This is a genomic window from Streptomyces sp. R33, assembly GCF_041200175.1.
GTDB lineage: Bacteria > Actinomycetota > Actinomycetes > Streptomycetales > Streptomycetaceae > Streptomyces > Streptomyces katrae_B.
Genome location: NZ_CP165728.1, coordinates 348873 through 374691 on the forward strand (window position 1 = coordinate 348873; position 25819 = coordinate 374691).

A 25819-nucleotide genomic window follows, 5' to 3' on the forward strand; every position below is an offset into this window, starting at 1 on the left:
GACATGTTGCAGGTGACCACGGAGATCAAGCGGGCCTATCGCTTTGCCCTCGACGTCGGCCCGACCCAGATCGAGATCCTCCAGCGGTACGCGACCGCGTCCCGCTGCGCCTACAACTTCGCCCATGCCTTCTTCCTGGCCCACGACCGGATGTGGGAGCGCGGCCGCAACGCCCTGATGGCCGCCGGGATGGACCGGCGCGAGGCCACCGCGAAGGCTCCCAAGGTCAAGCGGCCCGGGCGGGACCGGGCACAGGCCTTCTGGCGGGCGACCCGCGGCGAGCAGTTCATCGGGCCGCTCCGGGAGGGTGAGGAGCGGCGGCCGGTGTTCGCCTGGTGGGAGAAGGTCCACAACCGGGCCTACTACACCGCCTTCGAAGACGCCGCGGTCGCCTGGCAGAACCACATGAACTCCCGCACGGAACGCCGCGCCGGCGCCATGATGGGCAAACCCCACTTCAAAGCGCAGGGCCGGTGCCGGGAGTCCTTCCGGATCGTTCACGACGTCAAGAACCCCAGCATCCGCTTCACCGCGCCTCGCCGCCTGCGCATCCCCGGCGGGGGAGGCCAGGACCCCTTCACCGTCCGCCTCCACCACAAGGCCTCCCGCCTGATCGCCCTCATCGAGGAGGGGAAGGCCGTCATCACCTCCGTCACCGTCGCCCGCCACGCACACCGCTGGTACGCCTCCGTGCTCTGCACGGTCCACCAGCACATCCCAGGCCAGCCCACCCGACGCCAGCGCGCCGCAGGCCGCGTCGGCGCCGACCTCGGCGTCCTCAACCGCCTTGCCCTGACCGACCCGCTCACCCTCACCGCCGGCCAGGACCCGCAGACCCTGATCGGCAAACCTCCCTACGTGGCCAGCACCGAACGCAAACTCCTCCGTGCCGAGCGACAGATGTCCCGGCGCCGGATCAAGGGAGCCAAGCAGCAGTCGAAGGGCTACGAAGAGGCCAAAGCCAAGGTGGCCAAACTGAAGGCCCAGCTCGCCATGCGGCGCGCGTCGAACCTGCACCTGATCTCCAAGCGGCTGGTCCAGCAGTACGGCGAGATCGCCCTGGAGACCCTCAACGTCAAGGGCATGACCAGCTCCGCCAAGGGCACTGTCGACAACCCCGGACGCAACGTCCGAGCCAAGGCAGGCCTCAACCGGGCCATCCTCGACGCCTCCTTCGGCGAGCTCAACCGGCAGATCGAGTACAAGGCTCGCTGGCACGGCGTGACCATCGCCCGCGTCCCCACCCGCTTCGCCTCCTCCCGCCTGTGCTCCAACTGCGGCTGGAAAAACACGACACAAACCCTCAAAGACCGCACATTCCGGTGCCTGGAGTGCAACATGGTCCTTGACCGCGATATCAACGCGGCCCGCAACATCAAGCAACACGCTGTACCTGTCCAGTGATCTGGGCCAGTCCCCTGGATGAGGGGCTGTAACGCCCGTGGACTGCCACACCCCACCAGGCAGCCGAAAGGCCGCCCGGGCGGCAGAGCGAAGCGGGAAGGCCCGAAAAGGCCATTCTGGGAGGCGACCTCCCAGCCGTCCCCACATATCCACAGTGGCGCCAGAATGAGGCTTACACCGGAATCGGTGGAACCGAGCAGAAGTGAACTCTGCATCCCGCAAAAACGCAGCTCCGAAAGCCTGTCGCCCCTGCGGGCGGGGACGGTTCCTGGCCGCAGAGCGAGGTGTTTGCCACGTTCATCTGTCGCCCCTGCAAGCGGGGACGGTTCCATCCAGCGGACGTAGTCGTACTTGGCGTCGACCTGTTGCCCCAGCGGGCGAGGACGGTTCCTGCTCCCAGCCATCAAGCGATGACGTAGCGATCTGTCGCCCCTGCGGGCGGGGACGGTTCCCATCTCCGGCAGTTACAGCACCGACCGGTTCACTGTCGCCCAAGCGGACAGGGACGGTTCCGACGCGGAGAGCTTCGGGCAGCTGGCTTTATTCATGTCCAGCGACAGCGTTTGTCGACGAGTTTCAGCGGCGTTCAGTGATCAACTCGCTCGTGCTTGTTCATCAGAAATAGCGGCACTGTGGCGAGAGGCGTCGTCTCTGTCACGTCAGGACGACGCACCCCCGCCGCTCCAGTTCGCTGAGGAGCGGTAGCGAGGGATCGATCTCGTTCCAACGCAGATCCAGTTTCTCCAGCGATGGCATCAGGGCGAGCCAGTCGGGAAGCTGGCCGAGGCGGTTGCTCCGGAGGTCGATCTGACGCAGGCGCGGGAGGCCGGCCAGTGACTCCGGCACCGCGTCCAGGGAGTTCTCGCGTAGGTCCAGGTGGCGTAGTTCGCGCAGGCCGGCCGCCGACATCGGCAAGTCCTCGATCGCGTTCCCCCGGAGCCATAGCTCACGCAGGTTGCAGAGCTGGCCGATGGCATCGGGCAAGGTGGTGAGCCGGTTGTGCTGCGCCCTGAGCTCGATGAGGCCGCTCATCCCACCGATGGTCTCCGGCAGGGTGGTAAGGGAGTTCTCGCCGACGTTGAGATAGCGCAACCGGGTCAGGTTTCCCAGAGAGTCCGGAAGCCGTGCCAGCTGGTTGTCGTGGAGGTAGAGGCAGCCACTGAGCTCGGTCAGCTTGCCGAGTTCATCGGGCACCGACGTCAGCGCGTTGTGACCCAGGTCCAGGGTGTTCAGCTGGTGAAGGTGCCCGATGTCTGGAGGGAGGGCCGTAAGTCCGTTGTCCGCGAGGATCAGCACGCGGAGCTCGGTCTGTCGCCAGACCGACTCGGGCACCTCTCCGAGCTCTTGGCGCCACAGGTTCAGTGCATGCCTCACGGCCATCCCCCTTCATCAATCCTCCTGGGCTCCGATTCTCGTCCGGGCCCTCGGGTCCAGCAGGCAGTTAAGACAAGATCAGCCGGCCTTGGCCGATTCCTCGGCGCGGGCTCGGGTGCTGGCGAGGCGGTAGGAGTCGGTGCCGGTTTCGATGATGGTGCCGTTGAAGGTGAGACGGTCGACGATGGCCGCGCAGAGGCGGGGGTCGGTGAACGTCTTGGTCCACCCGCCGAAGGACTCGTTGGAGGCGATGGCGACGCTGTTCTTTTCCTCGCGTTCGGTCAGGACCTGGAAGAGGAGTTCGGCGCCGCGGCGGTCGAGTTCCATGTATCCGAGCTCGTCGATGCAGAGCAGGTCGACGCGGCCGTAGCGGGCGATGGTCTTGGTCAGTTGCTTCTCGTCGGCGGCCTCGACGAGCTCGTTGACCAGCTTGGTCGCCAGCACGTACTTGACCCGGTAGCCGGCCATCGCGGCCTCGGTTCCCAGAGCGATGAGCATGTGGGACTTGCCGGTGCCGGAGTCGCCGATCAGGCAGAGCGGCTGGCTCTTCTTGATCCACTCGCAGCTGGCGAGCGTGTGGATGGCAGCCGCGTCGATGTTCGGGTTCGCGTCGAAGTCGAAGGTCCGCAGGGACTTGTCCCGGGGGAAGCCGGCCGCCTTGATCCGTCGTTCCGAACGGCGCCGGGACCTGTCGTCGCACTCGGCCATCAGGAGTTCGGCGAGGAAGCCGCGGTAGGTCATCTGGTCCTTCATCGCCCGGTCGGCGATGTCGGAGAACTCGTTCCTGATCGACGGAAGCCGCAACAGGCGGCAGGCGGTGTCGATGGCCGTCGTGGCGGCTTGCTCGGTCAGTCCTCGCTGGCGGGGCAGGGTCACTGTGCTTCTCCCTCGCGGTGTTCACCGCCGCTGGTGCGACGGCGTCGGAGCAGTTGGTCGTAGTGGGTCACCGAGGGCAGCGGCCTGGTGTCCGGGGGAAGATGCGCGAGTCGCCACTCGTGCAGAAACGTCACGGTCGCCTCACCCGCGGCGCCGGCCCGTGCAGCGGTCCCGGTCGGCTCGTCCTCGGCCTGGGCGACCTTGCGGGCCTCGAGCGCGACTGCGTCCGCGGTCAGGGCCCCAGCCCTCAGGGCGGTGGCCAGACCGGCGACCAGGTGCTCATGAGAGACGTGGCGGGCCAACAGCAGGACCTCGATCAGGGCCCGTGTGCCGGCGGTGTCTCCGTGGGCCTTGACCGCCGCGGCCCACCAGGCGTCATGGACCGGGGTGAACTTGCCCGCCGAGCGAGCCTGTTCAAGTGCGGTCGCACCGGGGAAAGCACCCGGCTTGCGGATCAAGGCCTCGAGGTAGTGGTCCAGATCCAGGCGACAGCCGCCCTTCGCGATCAGCCGCTCATGCCGGGCCACTTCCACGTTCCGGTCGTAAACCACCAGGTGAGAAGCGTGCAACACGACCCGGACGCGCTTGCCGATCAGGCGGACCGGTACCGAGTAGCGGTTCGTGCGGACCGCGATCTGGCTGTAGCGGTCGACCCTCGGAGTGAAGAGCCGGCCCGTCTCGAAAGACTCTTCCGGCAGCGGCATCAGCAGCGGCCGCTCGACCTGGAAGTACTCGTCGATGGTCCGAGGCCGCGAACCGATCCGGCGCCGTCCGTCGTGCAGATCCCACTGATCGACCAGCTCGTTCAGCTCGGCCAGCGAGTCGACCTCGGGCACCGGGGTGAAGTGGTTGCGGCGGAAGTAGCCGATCTGTCCCTCCACTCCGCCCTTCTCGTGGGCGCCCTCGATGCCCGGCCGGCAGTAGAAGCTCTCGATCCCGAAGTGCGACCTGAAGGCGATCCACCGGTCGGCTTCCACCCTGGCCCGACTCAGCCCCAGCACCCGGGCGACAGCGGCCTTGAGATTGTCGTAACGGACCTTGTTCCGTGGGACCCCGCCCAGCGTCCGCAGGGCGTGAACGTGGCCTTCAAAGAAGGCCTCCTGGCCGCAGGACGCGAAGACGCGGTGGACGGCCTTGCCCGAGTAGGACAGGCGGAAGGAGAACAAATAGCAGGTCACAAGCTCGCCGGCGAGCCGGATGGTCACGTCGCCGAAGTCGACCTCGGCCTCCATGCCGGGCTGGTGGGTCTGCGGAATGAACGCTTCGACCGGCGCCTTCCCCGACTCGACGAGGATCTGCGGCTTCCGGTCGGAGACGTAGCGCCGGACCATCTGGTAGGAGACATCCGCGCCGTGCTCCTCGACCAGACGGTGGAAGATCCGCGTGACCGTGTGCCGCTGCTTGCGCGGAGCGTCCAGGTCCGCCTGGAGCATCCCGTCGATCACCGGCTTGTAAGGATCCAAGGCCGTCGGCCGCGGCGGCAGCTGCTTCCTCGGCTCCGGCCAGACCGAGTCGACAGCCTTGCGAACCGTCCGCCACGACACGTTGTACTTGCGCTCGATCTCCCGGATCTTCATGCCGCCGCGATGGTCGCGCCGGATCGCCGCGTACAGCTCGACCTTCGACATTTGCGGCATGACCAGGCCCTTTCACCAGGAGCATCCCGATGCTGCCCTGGCAAGAACCCTGGTGACTTCAAAACTCGTGAACATCACCCGACCGTGGATCCGGGTGCCTCCCAAACCCGTGAACAACGGACTTCACAACCCGTGAACAAAGCCAATCCGTTCCTTTAGTCATACGGCGGACTGTGCACACCAGCGGCTTACCGTCTCGGGCTGCCGCGTTTCCCGCCTGCCGGGAGGCCAGGGTCAAGAGTTGGTGATAGTTGCCCGCCCGGCGGGATGCACCCCGGATCACGCATTTGCACAGGTCAAGGCCCGTGTCTCATGGCCCGATGATCACAGGATGGAAGGTCGGGCCGAAGGGCTGGCCGTACTACTGCAACGGCGTGCTGGTCGCGACGGCCACCGCCGAGCGGGCGCGACGCTGCGCGCAGCCCAGGACGAGGCAGGTGTTCCGGCCGGGTTCTGGATGGGCCGGTGCCTGCCCGCGGTCGGCTTGGTCGCTGCGGACGTTGTGACCGAGAGGCAGGCCGAACTGCTCCTGGGGGAAGGACGGCACCCGGACTCCGACCGGATCGAGTACGAGCGCCTGGCGGCGGGCGATGATCCGGCGAAGGCACGGCGGGCGACCGTGCTGGGCCGCCCTATCGAGCACAATCAGTCGCCTGCCACCGAGAAGGCCAAGGAGCGCTCGCCGTGGCTGGCCATGGATCTGGTGTTCCGGGCGCCGTCGACCGCGCAGATCGCGTGGGCTCTATGCGATGACAAGCACCGCATGGTCTTGGAGCTGTGTCAGGAGATTGCCCGGGACAAGACGCTGGCGTGGCTGGAGGAGGCGGTAGCGGAGATCCGCTGGGGGAGCGGCGGCAAGCACCGCGGTCCGGTCCTGGACGGGCTGATCGTCGCGGTGTTCCGGCACTATGAGTCCCGGGCCCGGGAACCACGGCCGCTCCTCCACGACCATGCGGTGGTGTCGATCCGGGCCCGGCGGCCGGACGGGAAGTGGGGGAACTGGTTTCAGGACCGGATGCTGGCGCACATCGTGGCGGCCGGCACCTTGTACTCCCTCTACTTCATGGAGGAGGTCTCGGCCCGGCTCGGGTGGGCGTGGGAGCCGCGCGAGGTGACCGCGGGCAAAAGGCCGGTCATGGAGATCGCCGGGATCGACTGGCGTCTGATCGGCTGGCAGTCGACCCGCCGTCAGCAGATCGCGGACGCGCTGCCCGTCATCGTCGCCGACTACGAAGCCACGCAAGGGCACCCACCGGGGGAGCGCGCCGCTTACGCGCTCAGCCAACAGGCCGCCGACCGGACCCGCCCGCCGAAACGCAAGGACCCGCGATCCCTGACCGAGCTGCGCGAGCTCTGGCGAAAGTCGGCGATCCGGGCGTATGGCGCCGACGTCATCGACCGGCTGGCGGAGCGGGCCCGGGCGGCGGCCGCAGCGGTATGGGCGCGGGTCCGCCCGGTCGTCGACATAGCGCTGGCCGCCGTCGACGTCGCCGCCGTGGTGTACGTGATGCGCGGCGCGTTCAAGCATCACCACCTACTCGCCGAAGCCCGCCGCCACCTCGCCTACGTCCTGCGCGGCCGCCCCCACCCCCACCAGCCCGGCCTGGACCAGCAGATCGTCCAGGAGGCCATCGACCACTACACCCGCCCGGTCGGCCGGGGCCGGATGATGACCGCCGACCTCCGCGCCCTGTACCCGCACGACATCGAGGACCAGGCCGTGCTGCGCCCCCTGACCCGCAACCGATCCGCCACCCCGTACGAGAGGGCCCGCCTCGCCGCCGGCGCCCTCACCGCCCGGGTCCACGCCGTACGCCGCGCGGACCGCCTGAACTCCCGGACCCGGCCGCGCACCGTCGCCGTACCGACTACCCCGAGACCCAACCTGCGCCCGGGGTGGGCGGAGCGGAGGGCCGGCCGAGACCTGGAGCCGGCGACGGACGTCGCCGCGGTGGAGCAGACCAGCCGGACGCTGGAGGCCGCAGCCGCCGAGATGGCCGCCCGGCTCCAGGCAGGCATCCGTGAACGCGCCGCCGCCCGCCGCCCCTCACCCCAGTCCGCCCCGGCGACGGCCCCACCGCCGCGCACCCCGCAGCCTGTCCAGCCCGCGCCGGGCCGGACCACACCCACCGGAGGAATCGCATGACCACCACGCCGCCCGCGGACCCGAGGATCGAAGCCGTCGCCGCCCGGCTGAAGGAGGCCGTCCAGGAGCGCGCCGAGGCGCTCGGGCCGCCGCCGGTCTGGCAGCCGATCTGGAAGCGGCCCCGGAAGCCGAAGTCCATCAAGGCGAAGAAGGCGGAGCTGGCCAAGCAGCGCAAGCGGCTCAAGGCAGCCGGTGTCCGCCGGTTCTACGGCGCCCAGGCGCGCCGGCCCCGGCCCCGGCAGAACCGCATCGGCAGCGCCGCCGCGCGCCGCGATGCCCGCGCCCTATCCCGGATGCGGCAATCGAACGCCTGGCTGTGGTGACGATGCCGGGCATCGTCCACCGAGTGGACCGCCCGATGCCGACAGTGAGTGGAGCCCATCGAGTGGACTCCACTCAGTGGACTCCACCTGGTGGGCGCCCCCCTCAGTGGCCTCCGCCGCGGTGCACCGATTACCCGGCTTCGGCACCAGATGATTCGTGCCTCCATGTTCGAGCCCTGAGCCCGCACACCCAGGAAGTGGCCCACGGCGGCACGGCCAGCATCGGGCCGACTACCGGAAGCAGAGCATGCACGCTCCGCCCCCGCCCCGTCCGGGGAAATAGAGTGCGCTGAGCCTGAGCCGAGGCGGATCATTTCCGTCTGACCGACTATCACCCGGCCGTCCGGTGCTAGGAGTTGCTGATGACTGATGAAGTCTCGATGACCTGGGAAGAGCTGCTGGCCAGCCCGTTCAAGATATCCACGGTCACCACGCACAACAGCAGCTACCTGACCGAGACCCGGCGCATGTTGAACATGAGTGACGAGGCCTTCCACAAGATGATGCGGCTCGCTCACCGCCAGCTCACCGACGACCTCGAAGGCCACGGGGTCTCGTACGACAGCGTGGCCAAGGCCCTGCTGCCCCAGCACGGCCGCAAGGAGACAGCGCTCCTCTTCGACTCCGAGGTAGCCTCCGCCCGATCCAGAGGCTTCTACGGACACGACGTAGCCGAAGCATGGATACCGGCGCTGCCGAAGGTGAAGAGCGGCGTCCCGGTGAACTCGATCCTGCGCGGCGACATCCTCGAAGGCCCCCTCGACCAGATAGCCCTCGCGCTCCAGGAGAGCGTCATCCACCACCGGCCCCACAGGTACGTTCACCCGCAACTGATGTACTGCGTCTACATCAACAACCTCTCCCCGACGCAGGACCGTGAGCTGAGGCGCGCAGTCGAGGAGCACCCCGCCTACATCGGCTACGCGGATTGCTCCGGCCGCAACACGCTGAAGCAGTACCTGGGCATGTCGCTGATGAACTCGGGCCTGCGTGTGGGCGACCAGATCCTCGACGCAGTCCTCCACGACGGCCGGAGCTTCGACGGCACGCCCAACGCGGCCGGCCTGCCCTACAAAGAGAACGGCTTCACGCCGACCGCGGTCCGCGAGTACCTGTTCCTGCCGTTCCTCAGCTACCGCATCAACAGCCACCTCACCGGCAGGAACGCGGAAGACGCGTATGCCGCGCTGACGACGCTCTCACCCGACGCGTACCTGGTGGAAAGCCCGGCGATCTGGATGACCCCCAGCCGGTACGAATACCTCCACGACCCCGGCAAGCACCTCGTCTCCCTCCAACAGGCCGGCCTGGATCACCTCGACCACCCCGGGCTGGAGGCCGTCGTGAGCAAGCTGGTCGCGCAGGGCCACATCTACAATCTGCGCCTCAACGAGTACGGCGCGCTCCTGTACACCTCCATGGTCGAGGTCGACACGGGAGGCGGCGAGTACAAGACCTTCACCGTCGGCCTGAAATTCAACCCCGAGGACAAGCGCGTCGAGCTGACCACCTTCTTCTGAGTCGCCTCGGCCTGGGCTGGCCATTTACGCCATGGACTTGACCACCGGCGTCAGGGGCCGTAGTCGACGACACCGAGATCAGGCGGGCCCCGCTTTGCCACGTCAGCCACGGCGGCATCCCAGCCATCATCGGATGGTCGCCCGTCACTACCGCCTGATCCGTACGGCCGTGGTCGCGCCCTGGGTCCGTCCATCCAGGGCATGGCCACGGCGGCACGGCCGGCACCGGGGCGACGACCGGAAGCAGAACATGCACGCCCCGCCCCCGCCGCATCCGGGGAAATGGAGTGCGCCCAGCGCGCCGAGACCGGCGTCCTGACCGCTCGGCAGGCGGACCTCGACTACGGCCGCCAGATCCGCAACGGCATGGCGCACGGCAAGACCACCCACGCGGTGATGCCACCGGCCACGGCCGTGCCGATGGTCACGACCTCGTTCACGGTCGTCTCCGAGCTCTGCGCCGCACCCACCAAATGATCACGGCTCGATAACGGGCGTCACACCGTCGACTTCGGCAACACCTCTAGCAAGTGAAGGCGGGATTCCGTCCGGAGTCCCGCGCCACCCGCGTGAGGAGCCTCGACCATGACGTACGCCAGCAGCGCCCGGCAGCCCGAGCCAGAGCCCCGACCGACCTCTCCCCCTAACCCTGAGACACCAGCGAAGGGGAAGAAGTCCACTCCCACGGCCGGGAAGGTACGGGCCGATGCACTGCGGATGCTGGGGTGCGTACGGATAGCCACGGTCCGGCAGATGGCCCAGGTGATCACGGAGGAGGAGTCGGACGGCCGGTCGTACGTGCGCAGAGCCATGGTGGAACTGGCGAAGCTCGGGCTGGCGGAGACGAACGGGAAAGACGGCAAGCACCAGATCTGGAACCTCACCCCGGCCGGGCAGAAGGCTCTGGCCGACGGCAACGAGCTGCCACCCCGACCGAAGGCTGGCACCGGCGCGAAGGCAGTCCGAGCCGGGTTCGGCCCGCACGCCGTCGCGGTGACCGACACGATCCTCGCCTACACCGACACCGTCCTGCGCGGACGCCGGGAGTACCTGACCGACTGGCAGGTGGAGGTCAACCACGCCATCAAAGAGACCGGCCTGTCCTTCAACACCGACGCCGTCCTCGCCGTGCCCACCAAGACCAGCGAGGTCCGCCTCTTTGAACTCGACAACGGCACCATGTCCCAGGCCCGCCTCGCCAAGGAGGTCTGGGACTACGAGCGCTACGCCGGGCACCGCGTCTGGGAAGGAGCCCGCGGCACCATCGGCGGGACGTACCCGTTCTGGCAGCGCCACCGCTACACCCGCTCCAAGACCTTCCCGCGGCTGCACGTCGTCCTGGCGGGCAAGGCCGAACACCTCCTCGACAACCGGCTCCAGGCGCTCACGGCCGCCGTGCAGGGCATCACCATCGCGGTGTGGACCAACACCCTGCCCCGGCTGAAGCGCGGCGAGCCCTGGTACGAGATCGGCGTCGACGACCCGCACGAGCGCCGCGCCCGCTACCCCGAACCCGTCGGCCGCTGACCGACGCTGGGCAAGCCCAAGGGGAGCCTGGGCAAGCCACCCGACCACCGGCTTGCCCACCCCGGCCGGAGGCGCTCCGGCCGGGCGGCATCGGTCACGGCCACCCCGGTCTTCCCGGCGAGGGCCCGGCTGACCGATGACGGGTGACCGATGACCGGTCACCGCCTCGGCCGGGAGTTGCATGGACCGGTCACGGCGCTGACGTGCTGGTTGACCGATCGCGGGAGACGGATCGGTCACAGCCGTCCTGCCGACCGGTCACGGCTTCTGCTGGGCAAGCCCTCGACTCGGAGGGCTTGCCCAGCGTCCGGATCACGTGGCGGGACGGCTCCCGAAGTCGTGGCGTCACCATCCGGGATACGGAGGCCCGGAGCCGCCCTACGCCTCCTCGACGGTCGTACGACGGAGTCATGAGACGACACCAGCAGAACAACGCCGGGCTCGCACCGAGCCTCCCGGGAGACATGTGGCACGCCCTCGCCTCCCTCCACGGGACCCACGTCGATCCCGTCGGCCACCTCGTACCCCTCGACCGCCCCGACGCCTTCCTCTCCCTCACCCGGCCCGGCGACATCGGCTTCACCGCGCGAGTGGAGCTGTCCGGCGGGGAGACGATGGACCACCTCCACAAACTGATCACCACAATCACCCGCGGCATCACCTACGAACTGGGCGCCGCGCCCGGGACCGCGCTGGAGATCATGCTCGGCAAGCGCCACCAGCTCGCCCTCCACACCGGCCACGTCGACGGCCTCACCCGGCTCCTGCGCGATGCCGTCGACGCGCACATCACGTCCGGCGACGGACCGTGCTTCCACTGCTACGGCTCCGGGCGTGCGCATCCTCTCTGGGGAGTCGAGGCCGAGCAACCCTGAGCGTCCGGGTAAGCCTTAGGCGACCCTGGGCAAGCCCTTCCGTGCGGGGGCTTGCCCATGCTCCCCTCACGGGCAGTCCCGTCCCGGGCGCAGGACGTCGGCGTAGATCCGGGCCCGTACACCTGGCTCACCGGGATCTCGGCGCACCGGGCCGATGCCCGAGGTTGCCCAGCGCTCCTCCAGCGCGGTCATGACGGCCCGGACGGTGTCCTCGTCCCTGCCGGTGATGTCGAGCACGACCAGGCCGGGCTCAGCGATGTGCTTCTCGTCGATTGGCTTCATGACCCCTGCGACAGCACGACGGAGCCCGGCGGTTCGCCGGCGGCCTCGGCTTCACCCGCATGAGCCGGCTGCCCCGGCCCTGGTGCAGCGAGTGGTCCCGGGCAAGCCGCCGCGACAGGGGCTTGCCCAGGGCTGGCAGCCCGGTCACACCATGGCGGCGGCCACGGCCTCGAGGACGGCCCGCTGCTCCGGGTCGACAGGGATGTCGGCCTGGCGCAGCGCGCGGAGGGTGCTGCCGTCGGAGCACAGCCTGCACAGCCCGAACACCGGGATCGGGCCGCCGCCGATGAGGGTGTGCGAGGAAGAGCTGTCGTAGACGGGCCGGTAGCAGCCGGGGCACGGCAGGCAGTCGTCGACGCCGTCCCCGTCCGGCGCGTTCGGGCCGAGCTGCGGGACGATCCGCAGGAGGTTCTCCCCGGCCTCGGCCCACAGCCCCATCGGCCGCTCCGCGGACCGCTCGAAGACGACGTCGTCACCGTTCGGGCCTTCACTGGTACGGACCCGCGCCAGCGTGCCGACGCCTTCGTCGGGATGGTTCGGGAGGAACGCCAGGACGGTGCTGGCACCGGGCTCCTCGCTCACGCTGTAGACGTGCCCGCGCCCGGCCTTTGTGGGCGGACAACTGAGATTCCCCGGTAGTGGACACAGGGTGGGAAGTGCATGGACAAGTCGGCATCCCACTGGCGGACTTATCGTCACGCAGCGTCGTACGCGGCACATCGCGCGATCCGCACTGAGACCATCGGAGCTGGCTGAGTACCAGAGCTCTGCTACGAGCAGGCGACGAGGCCGGGAGAGGGATAACGGCATGGCCAAGCGGGTAAAGGGGAGGTCATAAGGGCAAAGTGCACGCGGGGGGCCGCAATGGACGCGGGTGACTGGATCTCCTTGGGCGGTGGAGTCGTTGCTAGTGCAGCCGCCGGAATCGCCATCTGGCAGGCCATGCTGGCGAAACGGTCTGCTGCCTCCGCTGGCAGGCAAGCAGTCGCTGCAGAGCAACAGGTGGCCATCATGGCTCGGCAGCTCGCATACCAAGTTGAGGACCGCGATGATGCAGCAGGTCCTCGGTTTGAGGTTCTGTCTGCCGCCATCACAGATGATCGAGATCGCCGGCACGTCGTTGACATCACTGTGGCGCAGGCGCTCGGAGGTGAACTCGCCTCCGTGAGCGTAAGCGCGCGGCAATCGGGCAACGTCGCTGTCCTGCTCAACCCCGACAGCTCGGGGCCCGTGAGGTGGGGCGTCACGGCCCCTGGGTCCACCTACAGCCTTAGGGTGCTGCTGACCCACAACTACGTCACTCCGGTGAACGTCGTGCTGGACTTCGACTGCACGGAAGCCAATGGAGAACGCACTTGGCGGCGCACCCTGACTGCGACGCCCAAGGAATTTAAGAGCTCGTGGAGCATGGGCTTCACCTTTAGGTGACCATCCCGCGGGCGCGCCTCCGGAGCACCCTGGTGGCCAAGTTCACAAAACAAGCCTGCCGACGGGCATCACCGAGCGTGACATTAGCGATGTCAGTGGCTGCTGTCCGCGGCTGGGGAACTACCGGTGTCCGCCATCAGGCCTTCAAGGCCGTGCCCATCTCGGTCAGGCCCTGGCCGTCGTCGTTGCGCAGGCGCAGCTGCCACGAGGCCGGGGCCCCGTCGATCTCGGCAGGGGAGGAGGTGATCAGGATGCCGTTGCCGGACCGGCGGACGTCCAGGTGCAGCATCCCCAGGACGGAGTGAAACGCGGTGCCGAACCACTCCGTCGGCTGCCCGCCCTAACCGCGCGGCGCGCGCGGCTTGTGCACCTTGTGTCGTCCCATGCTCTGCCTCGCAGACGTGATCCGTGCACGGGCCGATCGGTCCGCTGAACCCCCAACCGCTGCCCGGCGGCTCAGGCACGCCACAGGCCCGGCCTCCACCCGTTCAGCGCTGGGCAAGCCTCCCCGGCCGGGAGAGCCGCCGAATGCGCCCCGACCCCCAGGAGGGTTGCACCGGAAGGGGGCTGGAGGGTTGTCTGCAGGGGTGCACTAGGCGGGGGACCGCAGGTGTGACCGGAGGTGGGACCCCCCGAATTCGATGATCTTCCGTTTTCCCAGGTCAGCAGCCGTGGGCAAGCCCCTTTCGCAGAACGACACCTCTAATTCGTTAGTAATTAGAGGTTCTGGATCTCTGAGGGGCCCGGGGCGGCGTTGTTCAGCCCGGGGCAGGGTGTGGTCCGGTCGGTGCCGTGGTGACCCCTACGACACCTCCGACCTTGTCCGCGATAGCCGGACGAAGAGGTCTGTCCTGTGTCCGGCGGCTGGCGGCGCCGCAGGGGTACATGTACCGGTACGGCTCGTCAACGGATCCGGTGGCCTCTCGTCGTGGACCATGCGCAGGAGATCGTGGACGGGTACGCGCCGCTGAACGTCATGACCCTTGAGGCAACGATCGGAGGCTTAGCGGGGTACCGTGCGCCGCCATAAGCGGCGTGGCCCCGGCCCGGGGACGGCGCGACGGGGCTGGTCCTCAACACCTGGTCTACGGAGTGTCGTAGACCTGCAGCATCGGGATCTCGACGATGTGCTGGGCACTCGGCGGCCGCACCGTCTGGGTGCTGATGACCTGTGTCCCGGTGGCGTGGGCCGCTTCGGCCAGCTCTGTGAGGGCCTGATGAACCACGCTGCTGGCGATGCCTTGTTGGTAGGGGTTGTCGAGCAGGAGCAGGCCGGGGAAGGCACATTCCTCGTCAAGGTCCGAGTCGAGGAACAGGGTGGCGTAGCTGTAGGCCAGGAAGAAGAGAACCTTCGCCTCTGCGCCCAGACCTTGATCCCACGGCTTTGAGCCGACGTAGAAGGTGAGGTCGGAGTCTCTGATCGAGACTTGTCCGGCCACCCACAGCGTTTCCCTGTAACGGTCGAGAAAGCCGTTCATGCGATCGGCGAAGATGGAGCAGCGGTCCATGGGGCTCAGCCCGGACGGCGCTGAGTTTGCCTGTTCCTTCTCGATCCGCTCGACCATCTGCTGCGCGGAGAGCACGCTGCGATGCGCATCGGTACGCCGTTGGAAGATCTCTTCCATCGCGGGGAAGACCGTCAGCTTGTGTTCCAGCTGCGCGATCTGCGCGGCGAGACCTTCCAACGTAGCCATGAAGGGAGCCAGCTCCGCCGCGCGGCGCTGGTTGAGTTCTTGGGCCAGCTGAGCCTGCTGCACGTGCAAGTGCTGCTGACGGGTTCGCGCGGACTCCAGGTCGGCCCGGGAGCGCGCGATGACGTCATCCAGATCGGCCAGCTCTGACTTCAGGGACCTGATCTCCACCTGTGCTCTGCGTTGACGCTTGTCGTCGTCCACGGGCTGGAAGCAGAGGTAGCAGGCATCCTCGTCGTGGTCGCGGTGCGGGTCGACGTTCTGCTCGCACGCTGGGCACAGCCGGACCGGAAGCGTGTCGAACACCTCGATGGAGGTCGCCAGGCGCTCCATGCGGCTTACCTCCGCGGTGACCGTCCGAGCCGAACGCTGGTGCTCCTCCAGGAGATGCCCGAGGTTGGCCACCTCCTCGGTCGCCTGACGGAGGCGGTTAGTGATGTCGCTGTACACGTCCGTCAGCGAGGGGTCGTACCCGGCAGGGGAGCCGGCCGGGAGGCTCCCGTCGATGAGGCCCCGAATCTCGTCCGTCAGGAGCCGGCGACGCTCGTACACGGCATCGAGTTCGCGGCGGAGTTCGATCCGCGCGCGGGCAACCTCATCAGCGGAGCGGACGAGGGGAAGGCCCAGGTTCTGGGAGATTGCTGTCACAGCTTGGAGCGTGCTTTCGCGAACCTCTCGGTCGACGGCCTCGGCTTCGTTGAGGCGTCGTTTCGCTCGGGCGAGCTCGAAATCCCTGTTCGCTTGAGCAGTCCGTACCCGGGCGAAGCCCAGAAGCTGGCTGACGACGGCCCGCCGTGTGAACGGCTGCTCCTTATCGGCGAAGCTGGTCCAGGAGTCCTCGTTTCGGTAGAAGTGCCGCAAGGTGTTGCGGAAGGACAAAGGGGTTTGCTCGGTGGCTGAGGTCGCATGGAGGCCCTTGGGGATGAGCAGGTTGGGCCAGCCCAGTTCGTTCAGCATCCAGTCGGAGAAGTCGGCGGCCGCGATCTCGTCGCCGTTTATGCCGATCTTGCCCATACGCCCATGGGTGAAGTACCTCGTGAGTCTGTACGGCCGACCGTCGACCCGGAGATCCGTACTAACCTCGACGTGCTCACTGGCGACGGCGGCCTTGAGGGCGTCGGCTGGGCTTCCCCGGTCGCCCAGGCAGTAGTCGATCACGTTGAGGGTCGTGGTCTTCGAACTGTTCCGGACACCGGTGAGGATGTTGAGTTTGCCCGACTCGAAGGCGTACTCGTCCAGCTCGCCGCTGTGATGGACCAGGGAGACCTTCTCGATCCGCAGGCCGCGCTCGGAGGTACGGGGCTCACTCATGGTCGGATCTCCTGATGGAACGTCGCGTTGCCGACCTCGTCGGGGAACAGGTCGTAAATGAGTTCTTTCAGATCGGTGCCCGACATCGTCGCCAGGTTGCCCTGCATGGCTTCACAGCGGCGCACCAGGGGCTCGAATTGCTCCATCGCCGCGAAGCGTGCTGCTGCGGCCTTGCCAGCCGCGGTGAGCTTCACGCGCTCGGGGGTGTAGGAAACGGTGATGGAGACCAGACCGCGCGCGGAGAGGAAGGACAGGAACTGGCGGTACCGGTGATCCCAGGGACCGTATCGGTAGCGCACCATCGGCGCCTCGATCTCGGCAGCGTCCGAGGCGACATACCGGCCCTGCCGGTCATTCATCCCTGGCAGGGCAGCGTGGGCTCGCTCGAGGAACCCCGGGTAGCGCAGAAAGAAGTCGAGCTTCGCGAACTTCGTCCGCCCCGCGATGTATGGACCGGGGCTCTCTCCGCACAGGTGGATGAGGAGCAGCAGCCGGGAGGCGTGAAAGTCGACTGAGTCGTCCGGGTCCCAGGCCCTGTGGGCGGGCGGCACGGCCTGCCTGCCGATCTTATGAGGCATCTTCGTACCTGTTCTGGCAGCGTGCAGTGATGTCGCTCAGCACCGCCACGGCCTGGCTGAAGTCCACTTCCCCGGACTGCACCTCGGGAAGCTGGACGATCGCCTCCAGGATGGCTGCGTATGCCAGCTGACCAGTGGCGATGGAGCCGCCACGCCTACGGGCCGAAGTCAGCTGACAGATGGCGTAGACCTTGTCTGCGAAGGCGGCGAGGCGTTGACGGCCAAGTCCTACGGTGCTGCGCTGGGCCTGGCGGAAGGCGAGCATCGCCTCATGCTGGCGCTCGGCTTCGGCCTCAAGTACGCCGGCGGGACGGAGCTTCTGTTGGAGAGTCATCAGACGCTCGGTGGAGCCGTCACTGCGCAAGCCGGTGACCTTGCGGATGCAGCCGTCCAGGATGGCTCGGAAGTCCTCAGCAGTGTGACTTCGCGGACTCAGCTCGGCTGCGCTTCGCGCGATGTACTGGGCCAGCCCGCTCAGTACCTCGTCGACCTCAGTGACCAGGGGTTCCTGCCCGAGGTAGTCCTTGATCAGCGGGACCAAGCGCCGGTGTGCCTCGCTTTCGACGTGCTCCGTTGTGCGGGCTGTGATGAGGACATCCAGGCGGTCGACGCACCATCCGACGTCCCGACCGTCACGCAGACTCAGCCCCGCGAGCTTCCCCACCACTTTGGTGTGGGTCGCACTACTCACTGGCTCACGCTTGCCGCCGCGCTCGCAGGCGAAGGGGTACAGGTCCGCGAAGGGCGTCTCGTTGACGATGAGGGCGAACCGCGTGCCCTCGGGGAGCGGCTTTCCCATGAACAGCTTGCCGAGGTAGCTCGACTCCGCTGTTCTGTTCCCTTCCTTCTTGGACATGTCGGGACGGCAGACGTCGGCGATGCTGTGGCGCTTTCCGGGACCTTCTACCGTCTTCACCTGACGGTAGAAAGGCACGTCCCCCCGATAGCAGAGGATGTCTTCCAAATCCTCCCAGGAGACTTCCGTCCAGTGGCCATCCAGCATGTCAAGACAGTCCAGCAGGGTCACCGCGTCTTGGTAGAGGAAGCCGCGCCGACTCCGGCGCCCCCCATCAGCAGGTAGCGTCACCGGCGCTCCTGCTGCGTCGCCGAGCGGCCACAACCGCAGCAGCGATGCAAGTTCCTATTCGCACGGCGCCCCCCAACTACGTGTGGAGAGTGCAGTAGATCACCCAGTGAATGCGGATCGCAACGGTCCGTTCAGATAGATCCGGAAGGTGTGAGGTGCCCAGCGCGCTGCACCCCATTGCCGAGTTCCAGTTGTCGGATGGATGTGCAGAGCTCCGTCTGGAGTCTTCGCATACCCGGCAGCGCCGAGGCCCAGGGTCACGGCGCCCCGGGTCTCCACTTCGCTGACCCCCAGTTCAACGATGGGCGATGGCTCACGCCCAGGCGACGCCGAGCTTCGCGAGGGCGGCGAGTTGGTCGGCGGTGAGCTTGTCGCGGCGGCTCTTGGTGTTGGAGACCCATACGCCCAGCTTCACGATCACCGGCTCCGCCTCGCCCTCGACCGCGATCTCCTCGCCGTGGGCGCGGGGGACCGGCCGGTGGGCTCCTTCCCGCTCCACCCACTGCGTGAGGGCGGCCAGGCCCCGCTGGAACGCCTGCTGCGCCTTGCTCGGCCCCTTCACCCCACGACCGGCCGCGGGGACGGGAGCGGGCGCCGCCTGGTCGGGTTGTACGCCCAGCACGGTCAGCCGTTCCTGCTGTTCGGGCAGGAGCCGCGCCCAGGTGGCCGGCTGCTTCTGCTGGTGGAGCCACTTGCCGATGTCGTCGCCGTCCATGAGCACGCCGGGGGCGATCTCGGGCAGCTGCCCGTCGGCGTCGACCAGGTCGGCCAGGACGCGGTACTGCCGTTGCCAGTCCAGGGGCCAGGGGCAGTTCCAGTCCTTGTCGATCGCGGTCAGCTGCGCCGCGCGGGTCGTCGCGGTGTCCTCGTTCTTGCCGAGACCGTTCTTCGCGCCCTTCCGTCGGAGGTTGGCCATGTGCTGGCCGACCGGGACCATCGCCTCGTCCTCGCCCCACATGGCGTCCTGTCGGGGTGCGAGGTGTCCGGTGGCCCGCCGGTAGGACCGGAGCACGGCGAGCTTGGCCTCCCACGCCTCCTCGCCGGGCTCCCACACCATCCCGGCCTCCGGCGCGTCCAGCAGCGTCTTGCGCCGGTCCTCGAGCTCCCCGGCGCGCAGGGCCTTGCGCTGCTGGTGCACCCACCGCCCGAGCGGGAACGCCTTGGTGATGCCGACTTCGGTCTCGGTGTCGTACGGGACGGCGTACAGGCCGGTGATCCCGTTCTCCGCCCGCCATCGGATCAGGGCCTGGTATCCCTCCAGCCAAACCAGGGACTCGGGCCGGTAGACCCGGGTGCGCAGGAACGCGGCGATGGTGGCGGCGTCCCGGGGAGAGGAAAAGTGGAGCAGGGCTGACTCCGCGGCGGCGTCGGCGCCGTCTTCCTGGTCCTCGCCTTCCCCGCCGGCGCCGACGATCCGCCCGTCCTCGTCGCGGCGAACGTGAACTTTGTGCTTCCCGCTGGTGAGGGCGCGGGAGGCGAGCTGCTCGACGAGGCGGTCGTCATGACTGCGGAGGCCCTGGAGGACCGCTACAAGCGGCTTGAAGCTCGCGGAGGCGACCATGTCGGTCGGGTCCTTGCCCGGCTCCAGGAACACCGGCACGATGATCCTGGCGACCTTCGTGGAGCCGTCCTTGTTGAGTCGGAGCGCGCGGCCGATGTTCTGGACGATTTCGACTTGGGAGCCGCGGGTGTCGGCGAAGCAGATCGCTTCCACCCCGCGCTCGCCGGTGATGTCGACGCCCTCGCCCAGGACGCGTACGGAGGCGAGGAACGCCCGCTGTACGCGTCGGTTGTTCGCGTCGATGCCGTTGGCGAACTGGCGCAGGACTTCGCGTCGCTCAGTGACGAGGTGGTCGCCGCACAGCCATGCCGACCAGACGCGGTCCGGTGGGACGTGGCGGCCGGCCTCCAGCTCGTAGAACTCGGCCCTGATTGCCGACTTCGGTAGCTTGGCCGCGGCCGCCAAGTCGGCGTCGGAGGCGTCGGTGTCGTACAGCTCGGCAGCGGTCTCCGGGAGCTTGTCCGCGAACGCGGCCGCTTCCTCCACCTTCTGGTGGAAGGTCATGACGGTACGCAGGTTGTACGCCGCAGCGTGCTCCAGGAGCGCGGCCTGCAGCAGCGCCAGACGCCGGCCCCGCCGCGCCTCCTCGGACTCTCCGAGTACAGGCGACGGGTCGCGGATCTCCAGCACGTCGATCTCGAACCCGGCGAGAATCCCCCGCTCGATCGCCTCCGCGAGCCCCAGCTCGGCGATCCAGGCGCCGTAGGTGCCGTCCGGGTCGTCGGCCATGCTCGCGATCTCCAGCTCCTGGCCGCCGGCGCCCTTCTGCGGGCGTGCCGCTGCGAGGATGCGGGGGGTGGCGGTGAGGTAGAGCCGGAAGTCGGCGGGGATGCGGTTGTTGTCGTGGATGGCCGCCCAGGGCCGTCCGAGGTCGCCTGCGGTGCCGTGGGCCTCGTCGACGATCGCGAGGTCGAAGCCCGCCGTCCGCTGCCCGTACAGCCGCTCCCCGCCCGTCAGGGCGGCCTCCAGGGGCCCGCGAACCTTCCGCTGGCCCTCGGGTGCGTCGTTGTCTTCGCGGTCCACGAGGGAGGCGCACGTGGCGAAGACAACGACGGGCCCGGACCCGGCCCACAGGGCAAGCTGAACCGGGTTGGTCGTCGTGCGCACGCCCAGCTCGTTGAGGACCGGGTCGTTCTCCAGCGAGCAGACGGCGATCATCGGGGCCCGGTGGCCCACCAGGCGCCACGCCTGGGCGGTCTGCGCGAGCAGGTCCAGGGTGGGGACGGTGACGAGGATCCGGCCGCCGGGGAAGCACTCCAACGCGCTCGCTGCGATCTCTCGGGTTGGTGTCAGTGGTGGTGAGTGTCAGTGGCTGGGGCCGTGCTCGGTGGCCTTTGTGGCTGGTCGGAGATGTGTTGATCGCCGTTTTGCACTGTCGTGAGGCGAGAGATTTCACTGTCATGAGGCGTTATCTCATGGTGGGTGATGCTGTCTCAGGTTCGAGAGTTCTGATGCAGTGAGGCCCGTGGGCGCGGTTTGCTCGAGGGGTGGATTCCCGGTGTGAGGTCTCACCGATGCTGCGGTAGCCGCGCGACTTTGACCTGTGGTCCCGCAGATGTGCTGAGAGAGTCCTGGGGGCGGTTTGCGGGAGGAGTGCTCGCCTGAACTGCGATCCTGCAGGTTGGTTGCAACTGCCGCAGATGCTATGAGAACGCCTACGGGGGCCTGGGGAGTGGTGTCACGGGCGTTCATGACCTTGAAGGTCGCTGTGCCAGTGTGAGGTCTCACCGATGCTGCGGTAGCCGCGCGACTTTGACCTGTGGTCCCGCAGATGTGCTGAGAGAGTCCTGGGGGCGGTTTGCGGGAGGAGTGCTCGCCTGAACTGCGATCCTGCAGGTTGGTTGCAACTGCCGCAGATGCTATGAGAACGCCTACGGGGGCCTGGGGAGTGGTGTCACGGGCGTTCATGACCTTGAAGGTCGCTGTGCCAGTGGTGCCGGGGTGCCTCCAGCGCTGTGCGATGGGGAGCAGGAGTAGTGGGCAGCAGTCCCGCGGAAGCTCCGCTGCTGGTGGGCGCGCGGATCGCGCGGGCTCTTCGGGACAATGGGTCGACTACTCGTTCGGGCTAACGAAGCGTCAGGACGTGAGGAAACGGGAGCGGGGGAGCCCCGGCGGCCACTTTGCACCGTGGGTCACGGATAGGAGTCCAGGGCCCGGAACAGCGCCCGCAGCCGGGCGCAGCGTGCGGCACCGATGGGCCAGGAGCCGGGTGGGGACGTGGTGGAGGTTAAGCAAAAGAGCTCGCAGGTGCCTGCTGCGGGAGCGTGGAGTGTGCCAGTGACTGCCGCGCCAAAGGAGTGGGGTGCGAGTACGAGATCGACGGCGATCGTCGCAAGATCACCGACGACGGCGTCGGCACCGGCTGTGATTGCGACTAGATCGCTGAGAGCGTCATCGACTGCGATAGCGACCGGGCCCCGCGGGTGAGCGAGACTCGTGGTGGCGAGGATCTTGCCCGCGGTCGGAAGTACGCAGAGCAGGCCGGGCGATGACCAGCCGGCGGCGGCGGGGACCGGGGCAGATGTGGAGACGACCGACGTTGCCGTGTAGCACCGGACGTTGCGCCGGCGGGCTGTGGGCGGCGCCCAGCCCGGTACGTCGAACCACGCCGTGACGACGCGGCTGGCCGAGGGCAGGAGCTCGAGCTGCGGGCGCAGACGCTGGAGCATCGCTGGCGAGAGGTAGGCGAAGACCACTTCGGCATCGAGCGGTGCGTCGAAGAAGCTCCGCTCGATCACGCGAGCACGACCGCCAGCGCCTGCGAGCCGCTCCCGCGCCCGTGCGGCCAAAGCGCCGTCGACCTCGTAGCCCGAGGCGTGAGCGCCTGCGTCGAGCGCCGCCACCATCACGCGGCCATCGCCGCAGCCGAGGTCGAGGAAGCGCTCGCCGGGCCGCAGACCGGCGAGCGCGAGCGCGTCGGCGATCTCTTCGTCGCCGAGCGGTGCCCAAAACGGCCAACCCCCGGCCGCATCCGTCGCGCCCGTCACTCGCCGCCCCCGAGCGCACCGCGATGCTCCCAGTACGACCCGAGCTCCAATGCGCTGAAGCATTCTTCGACCTGCGCGGCCGTCTTGAGTCCCACGACCGCCGTGGTCACGCGCGGCTCATCTAGGACGTAGCGCAGCGCCAGCTGCGCGGACGTCGGTCCGCCGGGGGCGACGGGCTCCGGCGGTTGTAGCGACGCCGCCAGCCGGATCCGCAGCCGCCGCTGCCCGGTCGAGAAGGAGCTTCGGATGTCGCCCGGGCCGTAGGTTTCGTCCTCGCGATGGGCGCCCGCGAGGAAGCCGTTGGCCACCGGCTCGCGGGCGATCTTGTTGAGGTTGCAGCGCGAAGCGACTTTGGTGATCACTTGGATCACGGGTTCATGACCTCGACCTCGGCCAGCAGGGGCGCGACGCCAGCGAAGTAGGTGGCGGCGTCGGTTTGATTTCAAGCGCGCGATCGCCATCGGGTTCGTGGTCACGTCTTACGACATCGCCTGCAGGACCCGCGCTCGAAGCGGCTCCCACAGCAACTTGCCCAGAGGGGTTAGGGATCGCGTTGCGACCAAGGCTTCATCGAGAACCTGGAGCTGCCGAGGAAGCGTCACGGCATTTTGGTGAAAATGATCGATATCGGCGGCACCAGCATCCATTGAAATACGGTTCCACAAAAAAATATTGGCCACTGCGTGATAGGCAACAAGGATTTTCCCGATGGGCCGGCCCGTGTCTCTTAGAGGGGAATGATATACCGTCGGGTCGGTACCGTCATCGAGTCTCCCGAGACGTCTCAAGATGTTGCAATACTGATGAGATGCCTCGTGCACCAATGTTTCGGCGAGCGCCGCAGGGTTTCTATTTGCAGAGAAAGCGATCGTTGCTGGTCGCATGTTACTGCTGTGGCTCACATCCCGTCCCGATACAGGGGTTAGCGGCACGGCATACTTAACCACCTTGGTCACCCAGTCGAGATAGATAGGTGCAAAAGATTTAAGTAGATCGAACGCGGACTCGACATCTACGAGCAGTGAATCTGTGACAGTCGTCAGAGCGGTCGGCAATTCATCTGTCGAAGCTGCAGTGAAGGCTGGGCCCTGTGCCGCGAAGGCGGGCAGGAAAACTAGTTTGCCACCTCTGTGACTCAGGTACTGGAGCAGTGAGGTGCTGCTGTCATGCCCAACAAATCCTTTAACCGACGCATGCGTCTTAAGTTCTCCGCCCCTATTCTCTGCGAAGATACGGTCCGCAAATGGCAGCACGACGTTCTCATACCGTAGCCGCACCGGACTTCCAAGTCTGGCCTCCCAGCTGCCTTTGACTCCACACGCCTGCAACTGGAGCGCAAATTCGGATGCTGCGCCCCTTTGCGCCAGGCCAGGTGGGAAGCGCAGTGAGGACACTAGCTGACCAAAAGAAAGATCCCATGCGACTCGAAAAGACCCATCACCGGTGATGAACCTTTCAAGAATGCTACGGAGCCCAGTGCTCCAATCATCAAGATCGGCGCCTTGTCTCTGCAAGAACTGCCGAGCAAGCAATCTCCCGTGGTCACCAACTAGCACGTTCAGTAAGGCCGCACTGAGGGGCTCGAATGGGTTTGATAGCCCTTTACCTCCCTCGATTTCGGTAACCCAATCGATTGTCACGGCTTAGCCCCGACGGAGCTATCCTGGCGCACACGCCGTGCGAGGGCGGCCCGCCGCCTATCTGTCTCAGCCGGCGAAATGCCGAGCGTCGACCGGACGTGCCTGAAGAACTCCAGAATGTCTGCACACCATACACTTGGATTATCAAAAGAATTTTGGCGCGAGTAACGATGCGGTAGGTAGCCACCAGCGCACGTGAGCTGCTCGGGGCATACTCGGCAAGCAATTGGAAGGGGAAGACCGTCCATGATCACACGAGCGGCGAAGGACCGAGATGCGCCGAGTTCACTGAAGTCGGAACGCAACACGTTGAGTCCTGTCTTCCCCATGCCCTCTTCGCAGATCTTGAGCACATCCAACCCCTCGATCTCGCCATCAGCCTCGACAAAGGCATAGTTGGAGGGGGCATTTCCGAATGTCTCCACCACGCTGTCGCCACCCAAAACGAGTCTGGTAACGTTCCAAAAGTCTTGGATGTGGGGACCAGTAGGGTAGGAAGACAACCACTCATCGTATAGTGGAACAATGAAGTCTGCTGCCGGTGTTGGACCAAAGCGCTCGCGCAGATTCCCAATCGTGTCGTGCGTATAGTCAGGCCAAAGGTAGCTGATGCTCTGCGGGCTCAATGTCGCGAACTCGCGGTGGATGGGAAGCGGATCAACTCCCGGTTGAATTACCGCCAAGATGCCCCAGGGAATACCCGCCGCCCGGAGATATTGCAGCCCTCGCATGATCTTCTGATAAGACCCGCGTCCCCGGTGGTCTACCCTGTATCGATCATGATCCGCCTCCAACCCGTCCAGACTTACTCCGACTCGGACATTGTGGCGGACGAAAACCTCGATCCAATTCGCATCGATCTTCGTACCGTTGGTCTGAATCGAGAGCTCGACATCGGCAACGTCGGCGAGAACTTCACGAGCACGGGCACAAAAACTATCGAAACGCCGAGCCCCTAGCAGCATCGGCTCCCCCCCGTGGAAGGAGAGCCTGACTGAGCGTTGGCGCGCAGCCCTGCAGTGTCGAAGAATGCGTCCTAGAGCAGCCTCGTAGGTCTGTTCGGACATCAGCGCCGGTTTCTGCCTCCAGCTCATATCTGCTTTGTGGTATACGTAACAATAGCTGCAGTTCAGATTGCAGCGCGACGCAACCTTGAGTACATACAGACCAAAAGGCCTGATTGATACTGGCGCGGCAGGGTCAGTCATCAAGCATCCCCCATCGCCTTACTAAAGGTGCCCTTCCCGTGGCCGCCGCTCTTGATGTGGACATCGATCCCCAATTCAGGTCCTTCCTCCTGCTCCAGCTCCACTTCGACTGCCTTGACGATGGCGGCGCGAAGTGCGGCCTTGGTCTCGGCAACAATGTCTTCGTCGGGGTTTTTCTGAGAATCTGACATCGTAACCCTCTCACTTCTACTGCAGACCTGATGCAGCTCCAATTCCATCAGAGATGCTTTGGAGAGGCATCTCGACACGCTGGAGTGTGGGCCGTACGAGCCGGATGGGCGCCCTGGGCCTCCGAGCTAAGGCTTGTCCCGTAACTGCCGGTCACAGGTGAGATGATCTTGGT

General features: G+C 66.8%; 23 protein-coding genes. 8 read left to right on the top strand and 15 right to left on the bottom strand.

Features of this window, described 5'->3' with window-relative positions; translation table 11 throughout:
- The first annotated feature begins 12 nt into the window (after positions 1–12).
- Positions 13–1404 (top strand): RNA-guided endonuclease InsQ/TnpB family protein, encoded by a 1392-nt coding sequence (locus AB5J51_RS41830; RefSeq protein ID WP_369780659.1) that lies wholly within the window; start codon positions 13–15, stop codon positions 1402–1404.
- A 654-nt stretch (positions 1405–2058) separates the two neighbouring features.
- On the opposite strand, the gene AB5J51_RS41835 is transcribed toward AB5J51_RS41830, so the two are convergent.
- From AB5J51_RS41835 to istA, 3 genes are all read right to left on the bottom strand, one after another.
- A complete protein-coding gene (locus AB5J51_RS41835; RefSeq protein WP_369780660.1) occupies positions 2059–2784 on the bottom strand; it encodes a leucine-rich repeat domain-containing protein in 726 nt (241 codons plus the stop codon).
- A gap of 72 nt (positions 2785–2856) precedes the next feature.
- Complete coding sequence (gene istB, locus AB5J51_RS41840) at positions 2857–3654, bottom strand: IS21-like element helper ATPase IstB (protein WP_369780662.1); 798 nt, start codon at positions 3652–3654, stop codon at positions 2857–2859.
- Positions 3651–5282: an IS21 family transposase gene (gene istA, locus AB5J51_RS41845; RefSeq protein ID WP_369780716.1), complete on the bottom strand. Its 1632-nt coding sequence runs from the start codon at positions 5280–5282 to the stop codon at positions 3651–3653. The genes istB and istA overlap by 4 nt, the downstream gene beginning before the upstream one ends.
- Before the next feature lie 340 nt (positions 5283–5622).
- On the opposite strand from istA, the gene mobF reads away from it, so the two are divergent.
- From mobF to AB5J51_RS41875, 6 genes are all read left to right on the top strand, one after another.
- Positions 5623–7437, top strand: a complete 1815-nt coding sequence (mobF, locus tag AB5J51_RS41850; RefSeq protein WP_369780663.1) for a MobF family relaxase — start codon at positions 5623–5625, stop codon at positions 7435–7437.
- A complete protein-coding gene (locus AB5J51_RS41855; protein ID WP_369780665.1) occupies positions 7434–7760 on the top strand; it encodes a hypothetical protein in 327 nt (108 codons plus the stop codon). Before mobF ends, AB5J51_RS41855 begins: the two co-directional genes overlap by 4 nt.
- A gap of 362 nt (positions 7761–8122) precedes the next feature.
- A complete protein-coding gene (locus tag AB5J51_RS41860; protein WP_369780666.1) occupies positions 8123–9280 on the top strand; it encodes a hypothetical protein in 1158 nt (385 codons plus the stop codon).
- A 282-nt stretch (positions 9281–9562) separates the two neighbouring features.
- Positions 9563–9757 (top strand): hypothetical protein, encoded by a 195-nt coding sequence (locus AB5J51_RS41865; protein ID WP_369780669.1) that lies wholly within the window; start codon positions 9563–9565, stop codon positions 9755–9757.
- 108 nt (positions 9758–9865) lie between these two features.
- Positions 9866–10807 (top strand): replication-relaxation family protein, encoded by a 942-nt coding sequence (locus AB5J51_RS41870; protein WP_369780670.1) that lies wholly within the window; start codon positions 9866–9868, stop codon positions 10805–10807.
- A gap of 410 nt (positions 10808–11217) precedes the next feature.
- Positions 11218–11682, top strand: a complete 465-nt coding sequence (locus AB5J51_RS41875) for a hypothetical protein (protein WP_369780671.1) — start codon at positions 11218–11220, stop codon at positions 11680–11682.
- A 66-nt stretch (positions 11683–11748) separates the two neighbouring features.
- On the opposite strand, the gene AB5J51_RS41880 is transcribed toward AB5J51_RS41875, so the two are convergent.
- Together AB5J51_RS41880 and AB5J51_RS41885 are read right to left on the bottom strand one after the other, a co-directional pair.
- Entirely contained in the window at positions 11749–11964 is a 216-nt protein-coding gene (locus AB5J51_RS41880) for a DUF6207 family protein (RefSeq protein ID WP_369780673.1), read from the bottom strand.
- 144 nt (positions 11965–12108) lie between these two features.
- Positions 12109–12546, bottom strand: a complete 438-nt coding sequence (locus AB5J51_RS41885) for a hypothetical protein (protein WP_369780674.1) — start codon at positions 12544–12546, stop codon at positions 12109–12111.
- Positions 12547–12975: 429 nt separating this feature from the next.
- Here AB5J51_RS41885 and AB5J51_RS41890 point away from each other — a divergent pair, with 429 nt between their 5' ends.
- Positions 12976–13392: a hypothetical protein gene (locus AB5J51_RS41890; protein WP_266794063.1), complete on the top strand. Its 417-nt coding sequence runs from the start codon at positions 12976–12978 to the stop codon at positions 13390–13392.
- Between the two features lie 136 nt (positions 13393–13528).
- On the opposite strand, the gene AB5J51_RS41895 is transcribed toward AB5J51_RS41890, so the two are convergent.
- From AB5J51_RS41895 to AB5J51_RS41940, 10 genes are all read right to left on the bottom strand, one after another.
- Entirely contained in the window at positions 13529–13681 is a 153-nt protein-coding gene (locus tag AB5J51_RS41895) for a hypothetical protein (RefSeq protein WP_369780676.1), read from the bottom strand.
- Positions 13682–14477: 796 nt separating this feature from the next.
- Positions 14478–16394, bottom strand: coding sequence for a hypothetical protein (locus AB5J51_RS41900; protein ID WP_369780678.1), 1917 nt, complete (start codon positions 16392–16394; stop codon positions 14478–14480).
- Positions 16391–16972 (bottom strand): hypothetical protein, encoded by a 582-nt coding sequence (locus AB5J51_RS41905; RefSeq protein ID WP_369780680.1) that lies wholly within the window; start codon positions 16970–16972, stop codon positions 16391–16393. The genes AB5J51_RS41900 and AB5J51_RS41905 overlap by 4 nt, the downstream gene beginning before the upstream one ends.
- The gene (locus AB5J51_RS41910; protein ID WP_369780682.1) at positions 16962–18059 is read right to left on the bottom strand and encodes a dsDNA nuclease domain-containing protein; all 1098 of its coding nucleotides are present in this window, start codon (positions 18057–18059) and stop codon (positions 16962–16964) included. The genes AB5J51_RS41905 and AB5J51_RS41910 overlap by 11 nt, the downstream gene beginning before the upstream one ends.
- A gap of 313 nt (positions 18060–18372) precedes the next feature.
- Positions 18373–20880, bottom strand: a complete 2508-nt coding sequence (locus AB5J51_RS41915) for a Helicase associated domain protein (RefSeq protein WP_369780684.1) — start codon at positions 20878–20880, stop codon at positions 18373–18375.
- An 872-nt stretch (positions 20881–21752) separates the two neighbouring features.
- Positions 21753–22607 (bottom strand): class I SAM-dependent methyltransferase, encoded by an 855-nt coding sequence (locus AB5J51_RS41920; protein ID WP_369780685.1) that lies wholly within the window; start codon positions 22605–22607, stop codon positions 21753–21755.
- Positions 22604–22978, bottom strand: coding sequence for an aldo/keto reductase (locus tag AB5J51_RS41925; protein ID WP_369780686.1), 375 nt, complete (start codon positions 22976–22978; stop codon positions 22604–22606). The genes AB5J51_RS41920 and AB5J51_RS41925 overlap by 4 nt, the downstream gene beginning before the upstream one ends.
- A 108-nt stretch (positions 22979–23086) precedes the next feature.
- Positions 23087–23860: an HEXXH motif-containing putative peptide modification protein gene (locus AB5J51_RS41930; protein ID WP_369780687.1), complete on the bottom strand. Its 774-nt coding sequence runs from the start codon at positions 23858–23860 to the stop codon at positions 23087–23089.
- 383 nt (positions 23861–24243) lie between these two features.
- Complete coding sequence (locus AB5J51_RS41935) at positions 24244–25455, bottom strand: radical SAM protein (protein ID WP_369780688.1); 1212 nt, start codon at positions 25453–25455, stop codon at positions 24244–24246.
- Positions 25455–25694 carry a hypothetical protein gene (locus AB5J51_RS41940; protein ID WP_369780691.1) on the bottom strand — a complete coding sequence of 80 codons (240 nt, stop codon included), beginning with the start codon at positions 25692–25694 and terminating at the stop codon, positions 25455–25457. Before AB5J51_RS41940 ends, AB5J51_RS41935 begins: the two co-directional genes overlap by 1 nt.
- Positions 25695–25819 lie beyond the last annotated feature (125 nt).